Genomic DNA, 23903 nt, shown 5'->3' with positions numbered 1-23903 from the left:
CCGCGGTGCGGAAACCGTCATGAGGAAGGGCATGAGCCCACAATGACTATGACTGATCCCGTCGCAGATATGCTTACGCGTCTGCGCAACGCCAACTCGGCCTACCACGACTCGGTGACTATGCCGTCGTCGAAGCTCAAGGTCCGTGTTGCTGACATCCTGAAGGCCGAGGGCTACATCGCCGGCTACAAGGAAGAGGACGCCGAGGTCGGCAAGAAGCTGACTCTGGACCTCAAGTTCGGACCCAACCGCGAGCGTTCGATCGCCGGTGTCCGCCGCATCTCCAAGCCGGGCCTCCGCGTGTACGCGAAGTCCACCAACCTCCCGCACGTGCTGGGCGGCCTCGGCATCGCCATCCTGTCGACCTCTTCTGGGCTCCTGACTGACCGTCAGGCCTCCAAGAAGGGCGTGGGCGGCGAAGTCCTCGCGTACGTCTGGTAAGGGAAGGAAGAAGAAGATATGTCCCGCATTGGACGTCTCCCCATCACCGTCCCGGCCGGCGTCGAGGTCAAGATCGACGGCTCCGTGGTGACCGTGAAGGGCGCCAAGGGCGAGCTGACCCACACAGTGGCCAGCCCCATCGAGATCTCCCTCGATGACGCCACCCTCTCGGTGACCCGCCCGAACGACGAGCGCCTCTCGCGCTCGCTGCACGGCCTCACCCGCACGCTGATCTCGAACATGATCGAGGGCGTGACCAACGGCTACGAGAAGAAGCTCGAGATCGTGGGTACCGGTTACCGTGTGCAGGCCAAGGGTTCGGACCTCGAGTTCGCGCTCGGCTACTCCCACCCGGTGAACGTGTCCGCCCCCGACGGCATCACGTTCGCGGTCGAGAACCCCACCAAGTTCTCGGTCTCGGGCATCAACAAGCAGCAGGTCGGCGAGGTGGCTGCCAACATCCGCAAGCTGCGCAAGCCCGACCCGTACAAGGGCAAGGGCATCCGCTATGCAGGCGAAGTTGTCCGCCGCAAGGTCGGAAAGGCTGGTAAGTAACCATGGCACTGGGCATCAACAAGAAGCGCGTCGCCAAGTCCAAGCAACAGGCTAGGACTCGCCGTCACTTCCGCCTCCGCAAGAAGGTCGTCGGCTCTGCCGAGCGTCCCCGTCTCGTGGTGAACCGCTCCTCGCGTCACGTGTTCGTCCAGGTCGTCGACGACGCCAAGGGCATCACGCTGGTCTCCGCCTCGACCCTCGAGGCCGACCTCCGCACGTTCGAGGGCGACAAGACCGCCAAGGCCAAGCGCGTGGGCGAGCTCATCGCCGAGCGTGCCAAGGCCGCGGGCATCGAGGCCGTCGTGTTCGACCGTGGGGGCAACAAGTACCACGGCCGTGTGGCTGCGATCGCGGACGGCGCACGTGAAGGTGGGCTGGACCTGTGACCACCGGGAACGAAGCGAACACAGAGAAGGTTAACGTGACCGAGCAGAATGCAGCCGAGGCTGCCGAGTCCGCTCCCGCAGCCACCGAGGAGCGCCGCGGCGGTCGTCGTGGCGAGGGCCGCGGCCAGGGCCGTGGTGATCGCGGTGGCCGTGGTGGCCGCGACAACCGCGACGCTGAGAAGAGCCAGTTCATCGAGCGCGTGGTGACCATCAACCGCGTCGCCAAGGTCGTCAAGGGCGGCCGTCGCTTCAGCTTCACCGCCCTCGTGGTGGTGGGTGACGGCAACGGCATGGTCGGCGTCGGCTACGGCAAGGCGAAGGAGGTCCCCGCAGCCATCGCCAAGGGCGTGGAAGAGGCCAAGAAGTCCTTCTTCCGAGTGCCCCGCGTTGGCACGACCGTCCCGCACCTTGTGCAGGGTGAGGCCGCCGCTGGTGTGGTCCTGCTCCGTCCGGCTGCGCCGGGTACCGGTGTGATCGCCGGCGGTCCGGTGCGCGCGGTCCTCGAGTGCGTCGGCATCCACGACGTGCTGTCCAAGTCCCTCGGGTCCTCGAACGCCATCAACATCGTCCACGCGACGGTCCAGGCGCTCAAGAACCTCGAGGAGCCGCAGTCCGTGGCTGCCCGCCGTGGCCTCCCGCTGGACGAGGTGGCCCCCGCCGCTCTGGTGCGCAGCCTCCAGAACACGAAGGCAGGTGCATGAGTGATGGCGAAGAACCTGACTCCCTCCGACGCCACGTTGGAGATCACTCAGATCAAGGGCGTCATCGGCGCCAAGCAGAACCACCGCGAGACCATTCGGTCGCTCGGCCTCAAGCGGATCGGCCACACGGTCACCCGCAAGGCCGACGCCGTGACCGTGGGCATGGTCAACACGGTTTCGCACCTCGTGAAGGTTGAGGAGGCGAAGTAACTATGGCAGAGAACGAGACTGAGAAGAGCTCCGCTCTGAAGGTCCACCACCTGCGTCCGGCTATTGGCGCCAAGACCGCGAAGACCCGTGTGGGTCGCGGTGAGGGCTCCAAGGGCAAGACTGCTGGCCGTGGCACCAAGGGCACCAAGGCCCGCTACCAGGTGCGTGCCGGCTTCGCCGGCGGGCAGCTCCCGCTGCACATGCGCCTGCCGAAGCTGCGCGGCTTCAAGAACCCGTTCCGGGTCGAGTACCAGGTGGTGAACCTGGACCGCCTCTCGGAGCTGTTCCCCGAGGGCGGCGCGGTGTCGGTGGAGGATCTCGTGGCCAAGGGCGCCGTTCGCAAGAACGAGCCGGTCAAGGTCCTCGGTTCCGGCGACATCACCGTCAAGGTCGATGTCACCGCGCACGCCTTCTCGGCGTCCGCGTCGGAGAAGATCGCCGCCGCCGGCGGTACCGCGACCGTCCTCTGAGACGGAACCGGCACCCCAGCTGAGGCTGTGAGCGTTGGCCCCGGCCGGCGTCGTGAATCAACCACGACGCCGGCCGGGGCCCGCTCGCGTTAAGGCGCGCCGAGTGCGCGGGGCGGGTCGCATGACGCCGGCCCGGGCCTTCGGCCTTCGCCGCACCGGTGCCGCCGCTCGCCGCACGCGAAGGCGCCCTGATTATCGGCTCGGCGGCCGGTGCCGCTAAACTCAAGAGCTGGACCCTTGATCCGACGCACTCACCCGTGCCTCGGACACTCTACATTCCTCGACATGGGGGAGGAGAAGCGTGCTTTCTGCGATTGGCCGGGCTTTCCGGACGCCCGACCTGCGGCGCAAGCTGCTGTTCACGCTGTTCATCATTTCGATCTTTCGGCTGGGTGCGTTCATCCCGTCACCGGGCGTGAACTACCACAACGTGAAAGTGTGCCTTTCCCCAGGCGTGCAGGGCCAGCAGACGGGCATCTACCAGATGCTGAACCTCTTCAGCGGTGGTGCGCTGCTGCAGGTCTCGGTCTTCGCGCTCGGCATCATGCCCTACATCACGGCGAGCATCATCGTGCAGCTGCTCCGTGTGGTCATCCCGCGGTTCCAAGAGCTGTACGACGAGGGCCAGGCGGGCCAGACCAAGCTCACGCAGTACACCCGCTACCTCACCATCGCGCTGGGCCTGCTGAATGCGACCACGCTCGTCTCGCTCGTGCGCTCGGGCCAGCTGTTCCCCAATTGCCAGCTCCCGATCATCCCGGACACGAGCATCATCACCACCATCCTGGTGGTCATCACGCTCACCGCCGGCACGGGCCTGATCATGTGGCTCGGCGAGCTCGTGACGGAGAAGGGCATCGGCAATGGCATGTCGCTGCTGATCTTCACCTCGATCGCCGCGCAGTTCCCAGCTTCCCTCGGTGCGATCTGGACGTCGAAGGGCCCGGGCACATTCTTCATCGTGCTGGTGGTCGGCCTCATCACCATGGCACTCGTCATCTTCGTCGAGCAGTCGCAGCGCCGCGTGCCGGTCCAGTACGCGAAGCGCATGATCGGCCGCCGCACGGTGGGCGGGACGAGCACGTACATTCCGATCAAGGTGAACATGGCCGGCGTCATTCCGGTCATCTTCGCCTCGTCGATGCTGTACCTGCCGGCGCTGGTCGCACAGTTCAACACCCCGCATGACGGCTCCGCACCGGCGCCCTGGGTCGAGTGGATCAACAACAACCTGACCCGCGGCGACCACCCGATCTACATGCTCATCTACTTCCTGATGATCATCTTCTTCACATACTTCTACGTCGCGATCACCTTCAATCCTGAAGAGGTCTCCGACAACATGAAGAAGTACGGCGGCTTCATCCCCGGCATCCGTGCCGGGAAGCCCACTGCGGACTACCTGCAGTACGTACTTTCGCGCATCACCATGCCGGGCTCCCTGTATCTCGGCATCGTGGCTCTGATCCCGCTCATCGCCCTCGTCCTCGTCAACGCGAACCAGAACTTCCCGTTCGGTGGCACGTCGATCCTGATTGTGGTGGGTGTCGGCCTGGAGACGGTCAAGCAGATTGATGCGCAGCTCCAACAGCGACACTACGAAGGACTACTGCGATGACGAGAATGCTCCTCATTGGCCCGCCCGGTTCCGGCAAGGGCACCCAGGCCGAACGTGTCTCGGACCGCCTCGGCATCGTCGCGATCTCCACGGGCGACATCTTCCGCTTCAACGTCAAGGAGCAGACCCCGCTCGGCGTCGAGGCCAAGACGTACATGGACGCAGGCGACTTCGTCCCGGATTCCGTGACGAACAAGATGGTGCGCGATCGGCTGGCGCAGGACGACGCGGCGAACGGCTTCCTCCTCGACGGGTACCCGCGCACCGTCGCGCAGGTCGACTACCTCGACGGGATCCTCGCCGAGAACGGCCAGTCCCTCGATGTTGTGCTGCAGCTCACCGCGGATGACGACGAGTTGGTTGCCCGCCTGCTGAACCGCGCCAAGGAGACTGGCCGCAGCGACGACACCGAGGCTGTGATCCGCCACCGCCTCGACCTGTACCACACGCAGACTGAGGCCGTTGTGTCCCAGTACGCCGAGCGCGGCACGCTGACCAAAGTTGACGGCATCGGCGCCATGGACGAGGTCACCGAGCGCGTCCTCGCGGCCATCGAGTCCGTCAAGTCGGCCTCCTAGGGAGTAGGAAGCTCTTACGACGCGTGGCGCCGTCCGGCGGGCATTTTCCCCGGGCGGCGCCTTGTCAGTATTGGGACACCACCGAGAGAGGGATGGCTGTGGCCGGCCAGCGGAAGATCGAGTACAAGAACAACGGGCAGCTGCGGATCATGGCGCAGGCCGGGGTCCTGCTGAGCCGAGCCCTCGATGCCGCTGTGGCCGCGATAGCACCCGGCGTGACGACGGACGACATCGACGCCGCATTCGCCGAGGTGGTCGACGCCGCCGGGGCCCAGTACAACTTTCTCGGGTACTACGGCTACCCCAAGCACATCTGCGTCTCTGTCAACGACGAGGTGGTGCACGGCATCCCCGGGCCGCGGACGCTCGCCGAGGGGGACATCCTCTCGATCGACGGTGGCTGCATTGTCCGTGGCTGGAACGCCGACTCGGCCCGCACGGCGATCGTGGGCGAGGGCGACCCCGAGGACGTGCGGCTCTCCGAGGTGACGCGTCAGGCAATGTGGCGCGGCATCGCGGCCTTCGCGAAGGGCTCCTTCGTGGGAGACGTCGGCGACGCGATTGACGACTTCGTCTCCGCCCAGGACGGCGCCCCTCTCGGGATCCTCGAGGACTACGTGGGCCACGGAATCGGCTCGGCCATGCACATGGCCCCCGACGTGCTCAACTACCGGACCGGGCACCGCGGGGCCAAGATCAAGCCGGGCCTGGCCCTCGCGATCGAGCCGATGCTCGTGCGCGGGTCCATTGACACGAAGGTCCTCGACGACGAGTGGACGGTCGTGACGACCGACGGCTCGCATGCCTCGCAGTGGGAGCACTCAGTGGCCCGCCACTCGGGGGGCATCTGGGTCCTCACCGCGGAGGACGGCGGCGCTTCCGAGCTCGAGCCCCTCGGCGTCACCCCGGTGCCCATCCCCGCAGGCTGAGCGGAGACGGGATCGGGTGCCCGCGGTTCAACGGAACCGAAACCCGGAATACGCGGCCGGCGCACCGGGTTGGCCACAGGCATGAAGGCACTGACCTATAGCGCGTACGGCTCCGCGGACGTCCTCGAGCTCAGGGAACTCCCCGAACCCCACCCGGGTTCCGACTCAGTCCTCGTCCAGGTCAAGGCGGCGGCCGTCAACCCAGTGGACTACAAGGCCCGCGAGGGCTACCTGCGGGGTGCGATCGACACGCTGTTCCCGGCGGTGCCCGGTTGGGACGTCGCCGGGGTCGTGGTCAAGGCGGGGCTGGACACCCCGGAGTTCGCCGTGGGAGACGAGGTCCTCGCCTACGCCCGCAAGGACGTCATCTCGGGCGGGACGCTCGCCGAGCTCGTCGAGGTGCCCCTCAGGACCATGGCCCGGAAGCCCGAGGGCCTCAGCTTCGAGCATGCGGCCGCGTTGCCGCTCACCGGCCTCACGGCACTCCAGACTGTGCGGCGTGCGGGGGTCACGGCCAGTTCGACGGTACTTGTGCACGCCGCCGCGGGAGGCGTCGGCTCGTTCGCCACCCAGCTCGCGGTCCTGGCGGGGGCACGGGTGGTCGGGACGGCGTCGGAGCGCAACCACGAGTACCTCCGCTCGCTCGGCGCCGAACCGGTGGAGTACGGCGACGGCCTTGTCGATGGGGCCCGCGAGCTGGCGCCCGAGGGCTTCGACGCGATCCTCGACTTCGCGGGCCAGGGGGCGCTCGACACCGTTCCGCAGCTCCTCAAGGCCGGCGGCATGGTCGCCTCCGTCACCGATCCTCGCGCGCGCGACGAGTACGGCGGCCAGTACATCTGGGTCCGGCCCAACCCCGAGCAGCTCACGGAGCTCGCCCATCTCGCGGCGCAGGGAACCCTCAAGGTGGAGATCGCGGACGTGTTCGATCTCGAGCACGCGGTGGAGGCGTACCGCCAGCTCGAGACGGGCCATGTGCGCGGCAAGATCATTGTCCGCGTCGGGGAGTGAGTGCAACCCCCTTCCGGGGCCCCTCGACGCACGACGGCGCCGCTCACCCCGGGAGGTGAGCGGCGCCGTCGTGGTCAGCGCAGTGGTGCGACGGAGGCTTCGACATCGCTCGGCCCACGAGACGCTCAACCACCCCGGCCGCTAGGCCTTGAGCTTCGGCTTGACGTCCTTGTCGTAGATCCCCTGCAGGGTCTTCTTCAAGTCCGCCATGGTGGACTTGACGTCGCCCTGCTGGGTGACGAGCTTGGCGACGGACTTTGCGATCTCCTGGTCGGCGCCGGGCAGGAACACGCGGGCGTTGTCCTGGACCTTGGTCACGGCCAGCTGGTCGATCGCTGTCTGGATCTGGGGTGTCTTGCCGAGCACGTCGGTCATGTCCGCGGACTTGTTGACCGGCATGTAGCCCGTGGCGCCCGAGAAGGCGGCGGCGTTTTCCGGCTGGCCCACGAACTTAATGAACATCGCCGCGGCGAGCTGCTGCTCCTTGGAGATCCCGGACGGGATGCCGAGGCCTGCGCCGCCCGTGGGGCACACCGGCTTGGTGGCCTTCGGACCGCCCGGGAGGAAGCCGACGCCCACGTTGAACTTCGCGGTCTTGAGCACGCCCACGAGGGAGCCGGTCGAGGAGATCGTCGTTGAGGTGATGCCGCCGCCGAAGTCAGCCGAGGAGTCCTTCGAGGACACGCCCGCCCACTTGTCCTTATACACCGAGTCCTGGACCCACTGCATGGCGGCCACGGCGTCGTCCGAGTCGCACGTGATGTCCCAGCCCTTGGACCAGCCCGTCCCCCAGCTCCACAGGTTGTTCTGCAGGGTCCAGCCCGCGTAGTCGGCCAGCGCCGGGTACATGTAGGCGTACTGCGCTCCCGAGGCGGCCTTGAGCTTCGGGGCCCACTCGCCGAACTCGGCCCACGTGGTGGGGGCACGGTCGGGCAGCCCTGCGGCCTTGAAATGGTCCTTGTTGTAGTAGAACAGCGGGGTCGAGCGGGCGTAGGGCATGGCCCACTGCTTGTTGGCGTACTGGTAGTCCTGCACGAGCGAGTCGCGGTAGTCGCTGAGCTTGACGCCGAGCTGCTTGTTCACGGAGTCCATGGGGATGATGTTGCCGTTGAGGTAGTAGCGGAACCACCACACGTCCGAGAGCACCACGACCCCGGGAAGGCCGGAGTTGGCCGCCTGGGCCGTTTGGAACTTCTGGGCGATCTCCTCGTAGTTGGCTCCCGCCGTCACGAGGTTGACCTTGATTCCCGCGTTCGCGGCCTGGAACTTCTCCACGAGCTTCTTCTCGATGTCTTCCGACTTGCCCGGGTGGTTCGACCAGAAGTCGATTGAGGCGGCCGGCTTGACGTCTTTGAAGTCGATGTCCGCCGCTGCAGACGAGGCGCTGCTGCCGGACGTGTCAGGACCCCCGCAGGCGGCGAGGGCGGCGGCTGCCGCACCGGCGCCGGTGAGGCCGAGGAAATGGCGGCGGTCGAGTCGGAATGACATGATGTGCCTTTCGTTGGGTGCTTTCCGGGGTGACGGGGATGTGCGGTGCGCACGACGCCGTGGCCGGCCGAGCGCTCGAGGCGAGCGGACGGCGTCGTGCGCTAGCCGGTGACTGAGCCCTGGGTGAGGCCGGCCACGATGTAGCGCTGGAGCATGGCGAAGACGACTAGGACGGGCACGATCACCAGCACGGCGCCCGCCATGAGGATGCCCCACGAGCCCGTTCCGCCCTCGGAGTTCTGCAGGAGGGTGAGGCCCACCGGCAGGGTCATGACGTCCGGGCGGTCGGTGATGATGAGCGGCCAGATGTAGTCGTTCCACTCGGAGACGATCGTCACGAGCGCCACGGTGGCGATGGACGGGACGGAGACCGGCACCACGATGCTCCACAGGCGCTTCCAGTGGCCCGCGCCGTCGATCTCTGCGGCCTCGAGGATGGACGCCGGGAGCGTCATGAAGTGCTGCCGGAGCAGGAAGGTGCCGAACGCGGTGCCGAGACCGGGCAGGATGATGCCCCATAGCGTGTTCTTTCCGCCGATTCCTGCGATGAGCACGTAGTTGGGGAGGATCGAGACCTGCGGCGGCACCATGAGTGCGATGAGGATGAGGATGAAGATGAGGTTCTTGAACGGGAACCGAACGAACACGAGCGCGTAGGCCGTCAGGATCGCGAGCGTCACCTTGACGATCGCCCCGACCGCCGTGACGATCGTCGAGTTGAGGAAGAAGCGCGCGAACGGAACCGTGGTCATGGCCTCGCGGTAGTTGTCCGACACGAGGGCCTTGGGGAGAAGCTTGATGTCCGTTGTGACGATCTCGCCCGGCGTCTTGAACGAGCTCAGCACCATCCACAGCAGGGGCAGGGCCACGATGAGCGTGGCGATGATGAGCGGGATATAGCCGCCCGCGATGGTCCGCACGAGGTTCTGGGACGAGAACGGGCGCGGCCTGATCGGCGCGCCGGCGGTGGCTGTGACCTCAACGGGAGCTGGTGCGGGGGCGGTCATGCGTAGTGCACCTTCCTCTCGACGAACCGGATCTGGATCACCGTGACCACCAGGAGGATCACGAACAGCACCACCGAGATCGCCGCCGAGTAGCCGGCCCGGTTGTAGGCACCGAAGGCCTGGAGGTAGACCTCGTAGATGAGCGTGCTGGTGCCGGTTCCGAGCGGGGTCATGATCCGGATGAGGTCGAACGCCTGGAGGCTGGAGAGGATCGTGGTGATGAGCAGGAAGAACGTGGTGGGGGAGAGCAACGGCAGGCTGATGCTCATGAAGCGGCGGGTGGCCCCGGCGCCGTCGAGCGCGGCGGCCTCCATGACGTCGCTGGGCAGGGACTGCAGCCCCGCGAGGTAGACCACCGCGCAGTAGCCCAGGTTCTTCCACACGTACACGATGATGAGCATGGTCAGGGCGAGTTGCGGGTCGTTGAACCACTGCGGACTCGCCATCCCGAGGCCGCGCAGGAACCACGAGAGGATCCCGTAGCCGGGGTCGAAGATGAACATCCACACGAGGCCCACACCTACGCCGGAGAGGACGTACGGGGCGAACACCGCCGAGCGGGCGAACGTGGTGCCGCGGACCTTCGCGTTGAGCGCGAGCGCCACGAGCAGGCCGAGCACCATGGACAGGCCAACGGTCAGCAACGTGAAGATGCCCGTGGTGCCAAGGACCCGAGGTGCGTCGTCGCTGCCGAAGAATGCGGCGTAGTTCTCGAAGCCGATGTTCCGCGCCGTTTTGGAGCCGAGCGTCCAGTCGAGGAACGAGTACTGGAGGTTTGTGAACAGCGGCCGGTAGGTGAAGATCCCGATGAGGATCAGGTTTGGCAAGGCGAACGCGAGGAAGATGAAGAAGTCGCGGCGACTGCGGCCTGAGAACCTTCGGCGTTTCGGGTTCTGGTTCTGCTGGGCTGGGGTGCCGCGGCGACGCTGGATTGTGAGGTCGCTCATGGATGAATCCTGCAAGCGGCGTGGGACATTGACAAGCGTTCCTTAGAATCCGGGGCAAAAAGCAGGCACCCCCCGCGAAGTAGTGCACCACGCTCGAGCGGCATTCTTGGACGAAATCCGGCGAATGCGGGGTAAATTCCCCGGACCGTATCCAAGAGTTCACTTCGAGTTCGCGGGGCGCGTGCGGGCTGTCACAGTGGGTGGTTGAGCGGAACCGCCTCCCCGCGTTGAATGAGCCCATGGGATCCCTTCTCGATGTGCCCGGTATCCGGGTGGGCCACGCACAGCGCACGGAGGACGGATGGCTCACCGGAGTCACCGCCGTCGTGCTTCCCCCAGGCAGCACCGGCGGGGTGGACGTCCGCGGGGGCGGCCCGGGAACCATCGAGAGCGACGCGTTGGACCCCTCGACCCTCGTGCAGACCGTCGACGGGATCGCCCTGTGCGGCGGGAGCGCGTACGGGCTCGCGGCGGCCTCCGGCGTGCAGCTGTGGCTCGAGCAACAGGGGCAGGGCTACCCCGTGGCGGGTGGCGTGGTGCCGATTGTGCCGGGCGCTGTGATCTTCGACCTCGGTCGCGGCGGAGACTTCACCGCCCGTCCAGATGCGCTCATGGGGTTCGATGCCGCCGCGGCGTGCGCGGGCCTCGCGGAGACGCCCGACGGCGGGCTCCGCGGCTGTGTGGGGGCCGGAACCGGAGCGGTGATCGGACGCAACACGTACAAGGGCGGCGTGGGGATGGCGTCGATTCGCATCCCCGGCGGACCCGTGCCGGGACCCCCGGGCAGGCCCGAGGTGTCACTGCCCGACGGCATTGTGGTGGGTGCGCTCGCCGTGGTGAACGCCGCGGGGATGCCGGTGTTCGACGGCGCGCCGCCTCCCGTGCTCGAGGAGCACTGGCCCGGTGGGGTGCTCGGGCCGATGTCGGGGGAGCCCGAGGCCCTCAATACGACGCTCGCGGTCGTGGCGACCAACGCCGCCCTGAGCCCTGCCGAGTGCAGGCGTCTCGCGACCGCGGCGCACGCCGGTCTCGCCCGGGCCCTGAATCCGAGCCACACCCAGGTGGACGGGGACACGGTGTTCGGGGTGTCCACGGGCGGCATCGGGTTCGACCGGTCCACCGAGGCCGGACGGGTCGTCGGGCTCATGTCGGTGCAGATCGCGGCGGCCGATGCCGTCCGCGCGGCCATCCTCGACGGTGTGCGCTCGGCGACGGCCGTGACGACGCCGGCGGGGACGTGGGAGAGGTACCCCGCGCCGTGACGGGGGCCCTGGGGCTTGACGGGCGGGCCCTGTCGCCTGTACCGAGTTCCCCAGCTCTTCAGCCTTCGAGCCCGATGGCCCGCCGGAGACCCCAGTGATCACGTGGGTTGACGCCTAAACCTGGGGACCAAGGCACCGATAGCTGGGGATGAAGGTACGGGACGTGAGGCCGGTTCTGCGGCTCATAGGATAGGCAGGCCGCCCAGGGAACGGCGGGCGGCCACGACGGCCTTGACTCTTTCGACCATCTTCTCCGGACGGTGCACAACATCGGCATAGCCGAACCGGACCACCGGCAGACCCAGAGCCTGCGCGCGGGCATCGCGTGCGTAGTCCTTGTACCGGCTGGAAGGCTTCTGGTGCTCCTTGCCGTCGGTCTCCACGGCTACGCACTCCTCCACGAGGTGATCCACCCAGCCCACCCCCTCAACCTTCACCTGCGGCCGAACACGCAGGCCTGCTCTTCGCAGATGAGCCCGCGCGAGGGTTTCGACGAGGGAGTCGGCACCGATGTCGATGAGGTCGAGTACGGCTCTGGCACGCCCGTTGCGTCGCCCCGGAAGCTGGATGCGGAGGAAGTCCTTCGACAGCCCCTTCTGGACAGCCGACTCCGCGACCACGAGCGCCTCGAGTTCCGGCAGGCAGCTGAGGGCATGAAGCACCACGTCTCCGAGGGATGCAATGTGGCTTCCAGGGTCCGAAGCGACCCACGACTGCCGGTGCACCACGGCCCGATCCGATACCAGACGCCCGTCGGGGCGGAGCAGGTGCACCTTCTCGGGCCTGTGAACTACCCAGAGGTTGTGGGCCTCTGCAGCGGAGACGCACGTCAAGCGCGAATTCGTCGTCAGGCACCGCACAAGCAGTGGATCGGCATCCGGAAGTGCGAGGACGCCCCGCGCTGCCCGCTCGACAGTGCCCCTCGCGAGGGTAGCCTGCAACTGGCGCCGGCCCACGCCGGCCGCAAGGAGCTCCCCGGTGCGCGCAGCTCCGTTCCTGACGATGAGGAGTTCCCTGACGTCGGGCATGCCCCCATGGTCGCTGGCTCCGTCGTGGCAGCGCAGCGGAAGGGGTTCTCATGTGGACAATGCGCCTCAGAGCCTCTCTCGGGAGGGAATTCGATGGACCGCAGCCTTGGGCAACGGCCTGGGGGCCGCGGTGCCGTCCTCCCCAGCTCTTGCTGCATCGCGGAGCTTCCGTGCGTGCGGCAGCCCCGTGATCCCTCAGGTTGAAGGCTAGAGCTGGGGACGAACGTACCGAAAGCTGGGGAGGAGCGTCCAACCCCGCCACCTCGGATTCGGGAGGCGAGCCAGTCCTAGCCTGCCGCGGAGGCCGAACGCCTGTAGACCACATAGTCGTGCTGGTCGTCACGGTCCAGCGAGAAGGGCGTCGCGACGAGCGCGTCGTGCAGCATGACCGCAAACTTGCCGTACCCCACATCGCCGAAGCCCGTGCCAGGAACATGCTGGCGGACTAGTGAACCGGCCCGAGCAGCCGGGAGCCTCTTCATTGCGTCCACCTCGCGGCCGAGGGGGCCGGTGACGAAGAGCGCCCGAACGGCACGGAGATAAGCGGTTCGGTTCTCCGAGGACTTCGCGGACGACGACGGTGCGGCCTTCGCGGGCGAGCCCGCCTGGGGCCGCGGTGCTTTTGCCACTGCAGACGCCTTTGGGGCAGCCCCCCGGTGGACCGTGAGGCCGCAATGCTCCTCCACAAAGCTGCCGAGGGTCGCGGCGCCGAGGTCCTTGAAGGTAGCGTCTGACCATTTCCTCCGAAGATGTGATCCGAGGGCCGCCGTATTGACGGCTTGGCCAACCCGCATGCTCGCATTGGACTTCACGGCGGCCCTGATCTCGTCCCGGTACTGGGCCAGAGTCGGAGACGCGCCCTTCACGACCAGGCTCGGCTCCACTGGCGAGGAGACCTCGAGCACATGGTATTCGTCGGCCGCCGTCGCGAGCAGTCCGTTCACGGTTCCGGCGGCCGCGTGGTTCGTCGAGGCCACGATGACACGCTTGTCGAGCTGACGGAGCCGCCGGACGAGCGGGACGAACCCGCCGTCGCCGGAGACGAGCACGAAGGTGTCCGTCCACGGCCGGTCCTGGGCCTCGGCCAAGACGTCGACGCACATCTGGATGTCGGCCGCGTTCTTCACGTTCTGCGTGAAGGAGAACACCTGGACCGCCTCGATCCCGTGGGCGAGGACATCCTTCTGATAGGCACCCATCGAGGGCTGCGCCCAGTTGGCATAGGCCTTGATCGTGGTGGTGCGCGCGCCGCCTGCATCGCGGATGAGGCTTCGCAGCCGGGTGGCAACAGCCCCCAACGGTACCGAACCCACGTCCTTCGAGTACCCGCCGAACAAGTTCTCGAGGTCGATGAAGACGGCGGCGTTCGGCCGCCGCGTCGCAGTCCCGTCCAAAGAAGCCCCCCATGACTCAAAGCACACACCCCGTGTACCATGGCGGATTTAACTTCCGGCCCCAACAGGCGTACAGTTGTGTGTTGGCTGTCGGCCCCTCCATGCCCTTTTGAAGGGAGGCCGGGGAGGCCAGTCAAAGAACCATACACGTCCGTCGGGGGCTCCGCGCGCCCGACGGCAGACAGTAAGCGGAGGCTATGGCCAAGAAGGACGGTGTCATCGAGATCGAGGGCGTCGTGACTGAAGCGCTGCCCAACGCGATGTTCCGCGTTGAGCTGACGAACAAGCACGTCGTGCTCGCTCACATCTCGGGGAAGATGCGTCAGCACTACATCCGCATCCTCCCGGAGGACCGCGTGGTGGTGGAGCTCAGCCCGTACGACCTGACCCGCGGCCGGATCGTCTACCGCTACAAGTAAGCAGCGCGCCCGGGGGCACCCGGGCGTTCATGCTGACCACCTGCAGAACACGCAAAGGAACACCCATGAAGGTCAAGCCGAGCGTCAAGCAGATCTGCGAGAAGTGCAAGGTGATCCGCCGCAATGGTCGGGTCATGGTGATCTGCGAGAACCCGCGCCACAAGCAGCGCCAGGGCTGATGCGGGACGGGACCCCGCACCGCAAGGGATGGGACCCCGCACCGAGGAAGCCAGGGCAACGCCCACGCAATAACTAGAGAAGGCAGCACAAGCTGCGCTGGGACGAATGGGCCCGGACAGCTGACCCCCGGTCCGGAGGCTGGGGCCGCTCGAACAGCGAAAGCACGAGCGGGTGTACTGCCTAAGACCTCCGGAATACACAAGGAGAACCGCCACTATGGCTCGTCTCGCTGGCGTTGACATTCCCCGCGAAAAGCGGCTGGAAATCGCGCTCACTTACATCTACGGCGTGGGTCGCACCCGTGCGAAGGAGACGCTCGCTGCCACGGGCATCAGCCCTGACGTCCGTGTGAAGGACCTCTCGGACGCCGAGATGGTCCAGCTGCGTGACTACATCGAGGGCAACTACAAGGTTGAGGGTGACCTCCGCCGCGAGGTGGCCGCCGACATCCGCCGCAAGGTCGAGATCGGCAGCTACGAGGGTCTGCGCCACCGCCGGGGCCTCCCGGTCCGCGGCCAGCGCACCAAGACCAACGCTCGTACCCGCAAGGGTCCGAAGCGCACCGTCGCCGGCAAGAAGAAGGCCGGCCGCTGATAGCGGCCCGTCACCCGAAACTTCAGTAGGAGTAGAGCTAAATGCCCCCAAAGACTCGTGCCGCGTCGGTCCGCAAGCCGCGCCGCAAGGACAAGAAGAACATCGCGCTCGGTCAGGCGCACATCAAGAGCACCTTCAACAACACCATCGTGTCCATCACGGACCCGTCCGGTGCTGTGATCTCGTGGGCCTCGGCCGGTGAGGTCGGCTTCAAGGGCTCGCGCAAGTCCACCCCGTATGCCGCGCAGCAGGCCGCTGAGTCCGCCGCGAAGCGTGCGCAGGAGCACGGCCTCCGCAAGGTCGACGTGTTCGTCAAGGGCCCGGGCTCGGGCCGCGAGACCGCGATCCGCGCGCTCCAGGCCGCTGGCCTCGAGGTGGGTTCCATCCAGGACGTGACCCCGAGCGCGCACAACGGCTGCCGCCCGCCGAAGCGCCGCCGCGTCTAACAGGTTGCCGGGGCCGGCGGGCCGGCCCACTCGAGGTGACCACCCGTCGTCGTGCGCAAGAAGCCCACGACGGCGAGGCTCACCCCGCGCGGGCACCCGCCCGGCTTCATTACTTAGTCAGACCCTTTTCCATCCAACTGTGTTGCGTCATATAGCGGATGCTTCCTGAAAGGAAAACCCAGTGCTCATTGCACAGCGCCCCACCCTGTCTGAAGAAGTAGTATCCGAGAACCGCTCCCGCTTCGTCATCGAGCCGCTGGAGCCGGGCTTCGGATACACATTGGGCAACTCGCTGCGCCGCACGCTGCTGTCCTCGATCCCGGGGGCGGCAGTGACCAGCATCCGGATCGACGGTGTGCTGCACGAATTCACCACGGTCGAGGGGGTCAAGGAGGATGTCACCGAGATCATCCTGAACCTCAAGAGCCTCTCGATCTCCTCTGACCAGGACGAGCCCGTCGTCGCGTACCTGCGCAAGCAGGGCCCCGGCGTCGTGACGGCTGCGGATATCGCCCCGCCGGCCGGTGTGGAGATCCACAACCCGGATCTGCACATTGCCACCCTGAACTCCAAGGGCAAGTTCGAGCTCGAGCTGACCATCGAGCGCGGCCGCGGCTACGTTTCCGCGGCGCAGAACAAGTCCGCGGATGCGGAGATTGGCCGGATCCCGGTGGACTCGATCTACTCGCCCGTGCTGAAGGTGACCTTCCGCGTCGAGGCGACCCGTGTTGAGCAGCGCACCGACTTCGACAAGCTCATTGTCGACGTGGAGTCGAAGCCGGCCATCAAGCCGCGCGACGCCATGGCCTCCGCCGGCACCACCCTCGTGGAGCTGTTCGGTTTGGCCCGCGAGCTCAACACCGCCGCCGAGGGCATCGAGATCGGGCCGTCCCCGACGGACGCCGCTCTCGCCGCGGACATGGCACTGCCGATCGAGGACCTGGACCTCACCGTCCGCTCCTACAACTGCCTCAAGCGCGAGGGCATCCACACCGTGGGTGAGCTCGTGGCCCGCTCTGAGGCGGACCTGATGGACATCCGGAACTTCGGCGCCAAGTCGATCGACGAGGTCAAGGCCAAGCTCATCGAGCTGGGCCTCTCGCTGAAGGACTCGCCCGTCGGGTTCGATCCCCTCGCCGCGCGCGCTGCCGCGGGCGACGAGGACGATGCCGCCTACGGCGACGACGAGCTCTAAGAAAAACTTGCCCCGCCGCCGGTGAGAGCCGGGGGCGGTCCACTACAGGAGAACTGAAATGCCTGCACCCACCAAGGGTCCGCGCCTGGGCGGTGGCCCGGCGCACGAGCGCCTCATGCTCAACAACCTGGCGGCCGCGCTCTTCGAGCACAAGCGGATCACCACGACCGTGACGAAGGCCAAGCGCCTCCGCCCGGTGGCCGAGCGCCTCATCACGTTCGCGAAGCGCGGCGACCTCGCCTCGCGCCGCCGTGTCCAGGCCGCCATCTCGGCGCGCACCAACACGAACAAGGGCATCATCCACGAGCTCTTCACCGAGATCGCCCCGCAGATGGCGGAGCGCAACGGTGGCTACACCCGCATCACCAAGATCGGCAACCGCAAGGGCGACAACGCTCCCATGGCTGTCATCGAGCTGGTGCTCGAGCCGGTCTCGGCGAAGCAGGGCGTGGTGAAGGAGGCCGAGAAGGCTGCTGCCAAGTCGGCTCCGGCCGAGGCTCCGGCCGAGGAGACCACGGCTGAGGCTCCCGCCGAGGTCGAGGCCGAGGAGACCGCGGCTGCCGGGGCTCCCGCGGAGGAGGCCGCCGAGGCCCCCGCCGAGGAGGCTGCTGCCGAGGCTCCGGCCGAGGAGAAGAAGGACGACGACGCCAAGTAAGTCGCCCTGACTGTGCACCACTAGACTGGTGCGCATGGTTTCCGAGAAGGCCCCCGTTCCTGCTGGAGGGAACGGGGGCCTTCCTGCGTCTGACAAGCACTCGGATCCTGACGCACCGGTGCGTGTCCGCCTCGACCTGGCGTACGACGGCGCACCGTTCAGCGGGTGGGCGGTGCAGCCGGGGCGTCGCACGGCTCAGGGCACCCTCGAGGAGGCGCTGGCGATGCTTCTGCGCCGACCGGTCCGCGTGGTCGTGGCGGGGCGGACGGACGCGGGGGTGCACGCGAGAGGCCAAGTGGTGCACCTGGACCTCACGGGGCACGAGTGGGCCGGGCTGTCGAGGCGCTCGTCGGAGTCGCCGGAGCGTGCACTCGTGCGACGGCTCAGTGGTGCCCTAAGCCGGGTGCTCGGGGACGCTACGGGCGCGCTCACGGTGCATCGCGCCGTCGTGCCCCCGCCGGGGTTCGACGCGAGGTTCTCGGCACTATGGAGGCGCTACTCGTACCGGATCGCGGACCGGCAGGAGGACTGGGATCCGGTGCTGCGGGGGATCACGCTCTGGCACCGTGCGGCGGTGGACGTTGGGCGAATGAACGTGGCCGCGGACCAGCTGCTGGGGCTGCAGGACTTCCTCGCGTTCTGCAAGCCGCGTGAGGGGTCCACCACGGTTCGTACGCTGCAGGAGTTCGCGTTTGAGCGGGCGCACGACGGCGTGGTGGTTGCCCGGGTGCGCGCTGACGCCTTCTGCCACAACATGGTCCGCGCCCTCGTGGGCTCGGCGCTGCGGGTCGGGGAGGGGCTAGAGAGCGTGGGCTGGCTGCACGAGCGCATGGTCGCCCGCGTGCGGGATGCTAAGACGCGCCTTGCGCCGCCGCACCCTCTCGTGCTCGAGGAAGTCGGGTACCCGGAGTCGGCGGAGGAGATGGCCGAGCGGGCGGAGCTGACCCGGGCGCTGCGCGACCCGCTCGGGCACGGCCGTTGAGCGGCGTCGAACCCATAGCCGAAAACCTGGGCCGCACAGTGCAGGAGTCCCCTCCCGGTTCTGGGTACCGGGAGGGGACTCCGTCCAAGGGCCCGTGCGGGCGGCTAGTGGAAGGCCTGAACGATGCTCAATGCGGCCGGACCGAGGATGATGACGAACAGGCACGGGAAGATGAGTAGGACCAGCGGGAAGAGGATCTTCACTGGGATCTTCATGGCGTGCTCCTCAGCCCGTTGCCGGCGACGAATGCGCATCTCGTGGGCCTGCGCCCGCATGACCTGGGCGATCGCGATGCCGTATTGGTCGGCTTGGACGATCGCGCGGAGGAAGGACGTCAACTCGGTCACCTCCGCGCGCTGGGCCAGATCCAGATAGGCCTCGCTGCGTGACCGGCCCACTTGAATATCCTGCAGCGACCGCAGGAACTCATCGGCCAGCGGGCCCGTGCTGTTCTGGGCAGCCCGCGTCATGGCGGCTTCGAATCCGACTCCGGCCTCGACCGAGATCAGCATCTGATCGAGCATGTTGGGCAGGGCGAGCTGGATGGCGTCACGGCGCTTCGTCGCTCGATTGATGACGAGGAGATCCGGCAGGAAGTACCCGAACGTGCCCATCCCGAGCATAAGGAGGAGAGAACCGCCGGAGGGGCTATTCAGGTATGACAGCAGCCCGAAGCCCAGCCCGACCGCGGCCAGGATCGGCTTGAGGATAATCACGCGCTCGAGAGGCCAGGACTTGGGCCGCCCTGCACCGGCCAGCTTCTTGTCCAGCCACGCTGCATAGCCCACTGGGGTCACCTTGTCCGCGAGCTTGTGCAAGGCGTCTGGGATGGAGAGCGTCGAGTGCTTGGGACCCGCCTTGGCGAGACCGAGGTTCTTCTCGATGAGGCTGCGGCTCGTGCGGTCGGTTGCGATCAAGACCCAGGTGAAGTATGCGGCCGGTGCGGCGATGAGGAGGATAGCCGCGAAGGGAAGAAGGTTCATGCCTGGCTCCTAGTACTTGGGCTTGACGAGCCGCAGCATCCAGATCGTCCCCAGAGTCATCATCACCGCAATGAGTCCGAGCATCAGCCAGCCCGGAACGGTCGTGAAGAACGTGATTCCATAGCTCGGGTTGATCATCGAGATGATGATTAGCAGTGCGATCGGCAGTGCGACGAGGATGAACGCAGAGAGGCGTCCCTCGGCGGAGAGTGCGCGCACCTGGCGGCCCAGCTGTGCCCGTTCACGGATGGTGTGGTTGACGTTGTCGAGGACCTCCGCTAAGTTGCCGCCGACCTCACGCTGGGTCTCAATGGCCTGAGCTGTCCACAGGAAATCCTCACTCTTCATGCGGGCCGCCGTGTGCAAAAGGGCTTCCCCGAGGTCGCGGCCGATCCGAGATTCGTTGATGACGCGCCGGAGTTCGTCTGCCATCGGTTGCGGCGACTGCTCGGACGCGGCGTCGATTGCCCGCAGGAGGCTATGACCGGCACGCATGCTGCCAGCAATGAGTTGTAGAGTGTCCGGGAGTTGGTCGGCGAACTTCCCTTGTCGTTTCGACACCTTGACATTGAGCCAGACGAGCAGTCCGGTGACTACGAGGATGCCTACGAGGATTCCGAGGACCGGGCCTGCGATGAGCCAGCCGAAGATAACCCCCGCGATGGCGGCCCCGGCGCTCATGACGATGAAGTCTGCCGCCCGCATCGACACCCCGGCCTGCTCGAACTTGTCGGCCGTCAGGACCTTGAGCTCTCTGCCCTGAAGCGAACGGTTCACAGTCGCCACCGCCTTGTTCGCCATCAGCGATAACGGCGACGCCTCGGAGCCAGCCCGTTGCGGGCGACGCCGGTCGGCACTGACGGCACGGCGGGAGCGCCCCCAGAAGACAACGAGACTGCCGAGTCCCGCGTAGACGGCAAGTAGGCCCACGATGAGGATTGCCTGATTATCCACGGCCAATCCTCCCGAAGTGCGTGCCGAAGACCGCCGGGTTGAGCGCAATGCCGAGTTCGGCGAACCGTTCGGTGAACCTGGGGCGGACGCCAGTGGGCACGGGATGTCCGAGGAATCGGCCGCTGGAGTCCATGCCGGCGCCGTAGTCGAACAGGAAGGCGTCTTGGAGGGTGACGATCTCTCCTTCCATGCCCTGAACTTCCGTGACATGGGTTACTCTTCGGGTGCCGTCCCGGAGTCGGGTCAAATGCACGATCAGGTTCACGGCGGAGGCGATTTGCTCGCGAATCGCCCGCAATGGGAGGTCCAGCCCTGCCATCAGCACGAGCGTCTCGAGGCGGGAGATTGCGTCCCGAGGGGTGTTGGCGTGCACAGTGGAAAGTGATCCGTCGTGGCCCGTGTTCATGGCCTGGAGCATGTCCAGCGTCTCCCCGCCGCGGACCTCGCCCACAACGATGCGGTCTGGACGCATGCGCAGTGAATTCCGTACCAGGTCGCGGATGGTGATGGCCCCTTGGCCCTCGATATTGGGCGGCCGGCTCTCGAGACGGATCACATGCTCCTGCTGGAGCTGAAGCTCGACCGCGTCCTCGATCGTCACGATCCGCTCGGTGTGGGGAATGTACGAGGAGATCACATTGAGTAGCGTGGTCTTGCCGGTGCCGGTACCGCCGGAGATGATGATGTTCATCCGGGCCTCGACGCAGGCTCGGAGGAGGTCCGCCATCTCGGGAGTCAGCGTGCCGAGTTCGATCAGCCGGTCGACGGTGAGGACCTCTCGGGAAAACTTGCGGATAGTCAAGGCAGCGCCATTGACTGCAAGCGGCGGGATGATCGCGTTGACGCGCGAGCCGTCCGAGAGCCTTGCATCGACGAGAGGCGAGGACTCGTCAATGCGCCGCCCCACCCGCGAGACGATCCGTTCGATCACTCGACGGAGCTGTTCCTCCGAGCTGAACGTGGTCTCGGTGGCCAGAAGGCGGCCGTCTCGCTCCACGTACACTTGGTCCGCGCGGTTCACCATGACCTCGGTGATGGTGGAATCGTCGATGTAGCGCTGGATAGGGCCGAGTCCGAGGACATCGTCCATCACCTCGTCGATGAGCCGGCCGCGCTCGCTCGAGGTCAGGGGCACGGTCTGATCGGCGACGACGTCGCGTAGCTCATTCCGAACGTATTCGTTGAGGTCCGATTCGCTCAGTGTCGTGTCCGAGATGCGTGCCCCTACGCGCTCATAGAGATCGCTGCTGACCTTCTGCTTGAGTTCGCGTAGGGCCTGACTCGCACGAACGCTTCCCGGTGTTGCAGTCTCGTGGACCGCAAGGCGGGCCTCGGCGTCAGCAGCGGCCTTGGCCTGCACCCGCGTGTTGAGGTTGGCCGACTGATGTTCGGCCGGGGCGAAGCTGACCTTATCGAGCGACACGGCGCTGGATTCGTCCGAGGCCGCGGCATCGCTCGGGAGGTCTCGCCCGCCGCGAGCTTCAAGCAATCGGTCTGACAGGCTCACTGGAACACCGCCCTGCGGTGGAGCTGCTTGTGGTTCCGGCTGTCCCACTGCGGCTTGAACCGGTCGACCAGTTTGCGCAGGCCCTTCACGGACGGATCTCGCACGCCATCCTGGAGGGCGGGCACACCGCGGTTTGTGGATAACGGAAGCGACCGTGAGCGGGGGAGCACCACGTCCACCGGCATACCGAGAGTGGCCTCGACGTCCTGAAGTGTGATTCCCGCCTTGCGGTCAGCCATGTTCAGGACCACATGACGGTGCTCTGGGAGCATGTGCAGCTCGTTGAGGATCTCTAGGCCCGACTTGAGGCCCCGGACGCTCGGGATGTCCATTCCGCACACCCACACCACGTCGGTTGCCTGGTCGAGGGTGGCAAGGACGTGCTCGCCGAGCCCCGGCGACGTGTCGATCACGATGTACTGGAACTCCGCGGCCAAGTGCTTGATAAGCTCGGCGACCTTGTCTGGGGAGATCCGATCGGCGTCCGCGGGGTTCTTCGGAGCGCACAGCGCGTAGATGTTGGTGGGATGGGGCGCCAAGTATGTCTTGAGGGACATTGAATCCATCGGCCCACTCGCCGCGTCCAGAACGGTGCGCTCCGGGCTGAGCATGAGCCCACTTGCAACATCGCCGAACTGCAGGTCGAGATCGACAATCACCACTGACATGGGGGCAATCTTGCCGAGTCCCACCGCGATGTTGGTCGCAATCGTCGTTTTGCCGACTCCGCCCTTGGGTGACATGACTGCAATAACGCGTCCGTGCGACTGCTTTGAGTCGTCATCGATGGCACCCACTGATGGCACGACGGCGAGTCGGGAGGCAGCCGTCGCGGCCGCCTGCTCGAGGTGGCTCCTCAGGGACTCCGGGTCAGCCGCCGGCATGATGAGATCCCGAATACCCGACCGCATCGCGGAAATTGCGAGATCCGGTGTGGCCTGGGCTGCGTAGACAAGGCTCACATGTGGATGTCGGGCGTCCACTGCGCTAGCGAAGTTGAAGACGTCCTCAGCCCGAAGGTCGGGACCGAGCACGAGCACCTCGAGAGGCTCTCCGACCAGCTGGCCGAACACGTCATCGATGCTAGCGGGCAGGAAGTTTGCCTGGAATGACTGCAGCGAGCCGGGAAGGCTGGCCGCCGCGAGGCGCATCCGGTGTTCGAAGTCCGAATCGGCGGTGATGACTGCGAAGCGGCTCATCGGAGCACCTTGGTCCTATCGAGAACGCCAGCATCGCCGTCTGTCGCGGCGCCCGGTTCCTTCGTGAGGTAGATCTTGCCGAATTCAGCGGCGTAGACGATCCGGGCGGCGTCGGCCGCGGGCCGCGCTAGCGTGATCAAGTACTCAGAGCCGGGACCATTGGCACCGCCACCGAGGCCGCCTGCACTCTGCGTCGGTGCCGCCGTCGCATTGTTCTGCGCGTTTGCCCCGGATGACACCTGGATTCCGGTGACAAGCACCTTGTTGAACGTGAACTGGGTCTGCGCGGGCGCGTTGTCGCCAGACTGGACGGAGAGCAGAACACCTACGGTGTCGCCGGCGGACAAGGCACCTCCGACCACGCGCTCGATCGGGAGCTTGATCGTCACTTCCTGCATTCCGGCAGGCGCGTCCACGCGTCCAGGGGCATGAAGCGAGTTGACGTCGACGAAGCGGCTCGAGAGCAGTTGTTCGCCCGGCTGAAGCCCGACTGAAGCGACCCTTCCCCGGATGGTTCCGAGGTCCAGCACGGCGTCTGCCGGAATTACCCCCTTGGGAACAGGCTTCTTGGCGACACTGTCGCCGAGGCTTGCCGAGGGAGTCCCTGCCTGAACGGACTTCTGGACGACGTAGACCATTTCGGTCTCGGTGCTGGCGTAGGCGCGTTGGTCGGCGCTATTGACGTAGGTAAGGAGTAGAGCGGTGCCGATGATTGCGACAATCAGAGCGGCCACGCCTCCCAGTAGGCGGGTCCTCACTGTTGC

General features: G+C 66.5%; 28 protein-coding genes. 18 read left to right on the top strand and 10 right to left on the bottom strand.

Going from position 1 to position 23903, the window contains the following annotated elements; genetic code table 11:
* The first annotated feature begins 42 nt into the window (after window positions 1-42).
* The 10 genes from rpsH to LF262_RS05070 all read left to right on the top strand — a co-directional run bounded on the left by rpsH (window position 43) and on the right by LF262_RS05070 (window position 6899).
* Window positions 43-441: a 30S ribosomal protein S8 gene (gene rpsH, locus LF262_RS05115; RefSeq protein WP_235779147.1), complete on the top strand. Its 399-nt coding sequence runs from the start codon at window positions 43-45 to the stop codon at window positions 439-441.
* Between the two features lie 18 nt (window positions 442-459).
* Window positions 460-996 (top strand): 50S ribosomal protein L6, encoded by a 537-nt coding sequence (gene rplF / locus LF262_RS05110; protein ID WP_235779146.1) that lies wholly within the window; start codon window positions 460-462, stop codon window positions 994-996.
* A gap of 2 nt (window positions 997-998) precedes the next feature.
* A complete protein-coding gene (rplR, locus tag LF262_RS05105) occupies window positions 999-1382 on the top strand; it encodes a 50S ribosomal protein L18 (protein ID WP_235779145.1) in 384 nt (127 codons plus the stop codon).
* Between the two features lie 35 nt (window positions 1383-1417).
* Window positions 1418-2083, top strand: coding sequence for a 30S ribosomal protein S5 (rpsE, locus tag LF262_RS05100; RefSeq protein ID WP_235779144.1), 666 nt, complete (start codon window positions 1418-1420; stop codon window positions 2081-2083).
* 3 nt (window positions 2084-2086) lie between these two features.
* Window positions 2087-2293, top strand: coding sequence for a 50S ribosomal protein L30 (gene rpmD / locus LF262_RS05095; protein WP_235779143.1), 207 nt, complete (start codon window positions 2087-2089; stop codon window positions 2291-2293).
* 2 nt (window positions 2294-2295) lie between these two features.
* Window positions 2296-2763: a 50S ribosomal protein L15 gene (gene rplO / locus LF262_RS05090; RefSeq protein ID WP_235779142.1), complete on the top strand. Its 468-nt coding sequence runs from the start codon at window positions 2296-2298 to the stop codon at window positions 2761-2763.
* Window positions 2764-3064: 301 nt separating this feature from the next.
* Window positions 3065-4381, top strand: coding sequence for a preprotein translocase subunit SecY (gene secY / locus LF262_RS05085; protein WP_235779141.1), 1317 nt, complete (start codon window positions 3065-3067; stop codon window positions 4379-4381).
* Between the two features lie 5 nt (window positions 4382-4386).
* Window positions 4387-4959, top strand: coding sequence for an adenylate kinase (locus LF262_RS05080; RefSeq protein ID WP_235779313.1), 573 nt, complete (start codon window positions 4387-4389; stop codon window positions 4957-4959).
* 92 nt (window positions 4960-5051) lie between these two features.
* The gene (gene map, locus LF262_RS05075; protein ID WP_235779140.1) at window positions 5052-5888 is read left to right on the top strand and encodes a type I methionyl aminopeptidase; all 837 of its coding nucleotides are present in this window, start codon (window positions 5052-5054) and stop codon (window positions 5886-5888) included.
* An 81-nt stretch (window positions 5889-5969) separates the two neighbouring features.
* Window positions 5970-6899, top strand: coding sequence for an NADP-dependent oxidoreductase (locus tag LF262_RS05070; RefSeq protein ID WP_235779139.1), 930 nt, complete (start codon window positions 5970-5972; stop codon window positions 6897-6899).
* A gap of 141 nt (window positions 6900-7040) precedes the next feature.
* On the opposite strand, the gene LF262_RS05065 is transcribed toward LF262_RS05070, so the two are convergent.
* From LF262_RS05065 to LF262_RS05055, 3 genes are all read right to left on the bottom strand, one after another.
* Window positions 7041-8387, bottom strand: a complete 1347-nt coding sequence (locus LF262_RS05065; RefSeq protein ID WP_235779138.1) for an ABC transporter substrate-binding protein — start codon at window positions 8385-8387, stop codon at window positions 7041-7043.
* A 101-nt stretch (window positions 8388-8488) separates the two neighbouring features.
* A complete protein-coding gene (locus LF262_RS05060) occupies window positions 8489-9394 on the bottom strand; it encodes a carbohydrate ABC transporter permease (protein ID WP_235779137.1) in 906 nt (301 codons plus the stop codon).
* Window positions 9391-10341, bottom strand: a complete 951-nt coding sequence (locus tag LF262_RS05055) for a carbohydrate ABC transporter permease (protein ID WP_235779136.1) — start codon at window positions 10339-10341, stop codon at window positions 9391-9393. The genes LF262_RS05060 and LF262_RS05055 overlap by 4 nt, the downstream gene beginning before the upstream one ends.
* 239 nt (window positions 10342-10580) lie before the next feature.
* Between LF262_RS05055 and LF262_RS05050 the strand changes: the two genes are divergently transcribed.
* Window positions 10581-11603, top strand: coding sequence for a P1 family peptidase (locus LF262_RS05050; protein WP_235779135.1), 1023 nt, complete (start codon window positions 10581-10583; stop codon window positions 11601-11603).
* Window positions 11604-11785: 182 nt separating this feature from the next.
* Here LF262_RS05050 and LF262_RS05045 read toward each other — a convergent pair whose 3' ends face one another.
* Both LF262_RS05045 and LF262_RS05040 read right to left on the bottom strand, forming a co-directional pair.
* Complete coding sequence (locus tag LF262_RS05045) at window positions 11786-12631, bottom strand: DUF559 domain-containing protein (protein ID WP_235779134.1); 846 nt, start codon at window positions 12629-12631, stop codon at window positions 11786-11788.
* 287 nt (window positions 12632-12918) lie between these two features.
* Window positions 12919-14025, bottom strand: a complete 1107-nt coding sequence (locus LF262_RS05040) for an NYN domain-containing protein (RefSeq protein ID WP_235779133.1) — start codon at window positions 14023-14025, stop codon at window positions 12919-12921.
* Between the two features lie 197 nt (window positions 14026-14222).
* Between LF262_RS05040 and infA the strand changes: the two genes are divergently transcribed.
* The 7 genes from infA (at window position 14223) to LF262_RS05005 (ending at window position 18496) form a co-directional block, all read left to right on the top strand.
* Window positions 14223-14444: a translation initiation factor IF-1 gene (infA, locus tag LF262_RS05035; RefSeq protein ID WP_011775571.1), complete on the top strand. Its 222-nt coding sequence runs from the start codon at window positions 14223-14225 to the stop codon at window positions 14442-14444.
* 65 nt (window positions 14445-14509) lie between these two features.
* On the top strand, window positions 14510-14623 hold the full coding sequence (gene rpmJ, locus LF262_RS05030) for a 50S ribosomal protein L36 (protein WP_009358722.1): 114 nt from the start codon (window positions 14510-14512) through the stop codon (window positions 14621-14623).
* A 217-nt stretch (window positions 14624-14840) separates the two neighbouring features.
* On the top strand, window positions 14841-15218 hold the full coding sequence (gene rpsM / locus LF262_RS05025) for a 30S ribosomal protein S13 (RefSeq protein ID WP_235779132.1): 378 nt from the start codon (window positions 14841-14843) through the stop codon (window positions 15216-15218).
* Window positions 15219-15259: 41 nt separating this feature from the next.
* On the top strand, window positions 15260-15664 hold the full coding sequence (gene rpsK, locus LF262_RS05020; RefSeq protein ID WP_235779131.1) for a 30S ribosomal protein S11: 405 nt from the start codon (window positions 15260-15262) through the stop codon (window positions 15662-15664).
* 181 nt (window positions 15665-15845) lie between these two features.
* Entirely contained in the window at window positions 15846-16859 is a 1014-nt protein-coding gene (locus LF262_RS05015) for a DNA-directed RNA polymerase subunit alpha (RefSeq protein WP_235779130.1), read from the top strand.
* A 58-nt stretch (window positions 16860-16917) separates the two neighbouring features.
* Complete coding sequence (gene rplQ / locus LF262_RS05010) at window positions 16918-17514, top strand: 50S ribosomal protein L17 (protein WP_235779129.1); 597 nt, start codon at window positions 16918-16920, stop codon at window positions 17512-17514.
* A gap of 34 nt (window positions 17515-17548) precedes the next feature.
* Window positions 17549-18496, top strand: a complete 948-nt coding sequence (locus LF262_RS05005; protein ID WP_268933494.1) for a tRNA pseudouridine synthase A — start codon at window positions 17549-17551, stop codon at window positions 18494-18496.
* Window positions 18497-18600: 104 nt separating this feature from the next.
* On the opposite strand, the gene LF262_RS05000 is transcribed toward LF262_RS05005, so the two are convergent.
* From LF262_RS05000 to cpaB, 5 genes are read right to left on the bottom strand one after another with little or no spacing between them, the layout of a single operon-like run.
* Complete coding sequence (locus LF262_RS05000) at window positions 18601-19479, bottom strand: type II secretion system F family protein (protein ID WP_235779128.1); 879 nt, start codon at window positions 19477-19479, stop codon at window positions 18601-18603.
* Between the two features lie 9 nt (window positions 19480-19488).
* Window positions 19489-20433, bottom strand: a complete 945-nt coding sequence (locus tag LF262_RS04995; protein WP_235779127.1) for a type II secretion system F family protein — start codon at window positions 20431-20433, stop codon at window positions 19489-19491.
* Entirely contained in the window at window positions 20426-21940 is a 1515-nt protein-coding gene (locus LF262_RS04990) for a TadA family conjugal transfer-associated ATPase (RefSeq protein ID WP_372462720.1), read from the bottom strand. Before LF262_RS04990 ends, LF262_RS04995 begins: the two co-directional genes overlap by 8 nt.
* Window positions 21937-23139, bottom strand: a complete 1203-nt coding sequence (locus LF262_RS04985; protein WP_235779125.1) for a CpaE/TadZ family protein — start codon at window positions 23137-23139, stop codon at window positions 21937-21939. The genes LF262_RS04990 and LF262_RS04985 overlap by 4 nt, the downstream gene beginning before the upstream one ends.
* A complete protein-coding gene (cpaB, locus tag LF262_RS04980) occupies window positions 23136-23873 on the bottom strand; it encodes a Flp pilus assembly protein CpaB (protein ID WP_235779124.1) in 738 nt (245 codons plus the stop codon). Before cpaB ends, LF262_RS04985 begins: the two co-directional genes overlap by 4 nt.
* Window positions 23874-23903 lie beyond the last annotated feature (30 nt).

Origin of the sequence: Sinomonas notoginsengisoli, from assembly GCF_021554725.1 — a bacterium.
GTDB classification, from domain to species: Bacteria; Actinomycetota; Actinomycetes; order Actinomycetales; family Micrococcaceae; genus Sinomonas; species Sinomonas notoginsengisoli.
The sequence above is the reverse complement of the archived record's forward strand: the minus strand, read 5'-3'. Positions and strand labels throughout refer to the sequence as shown.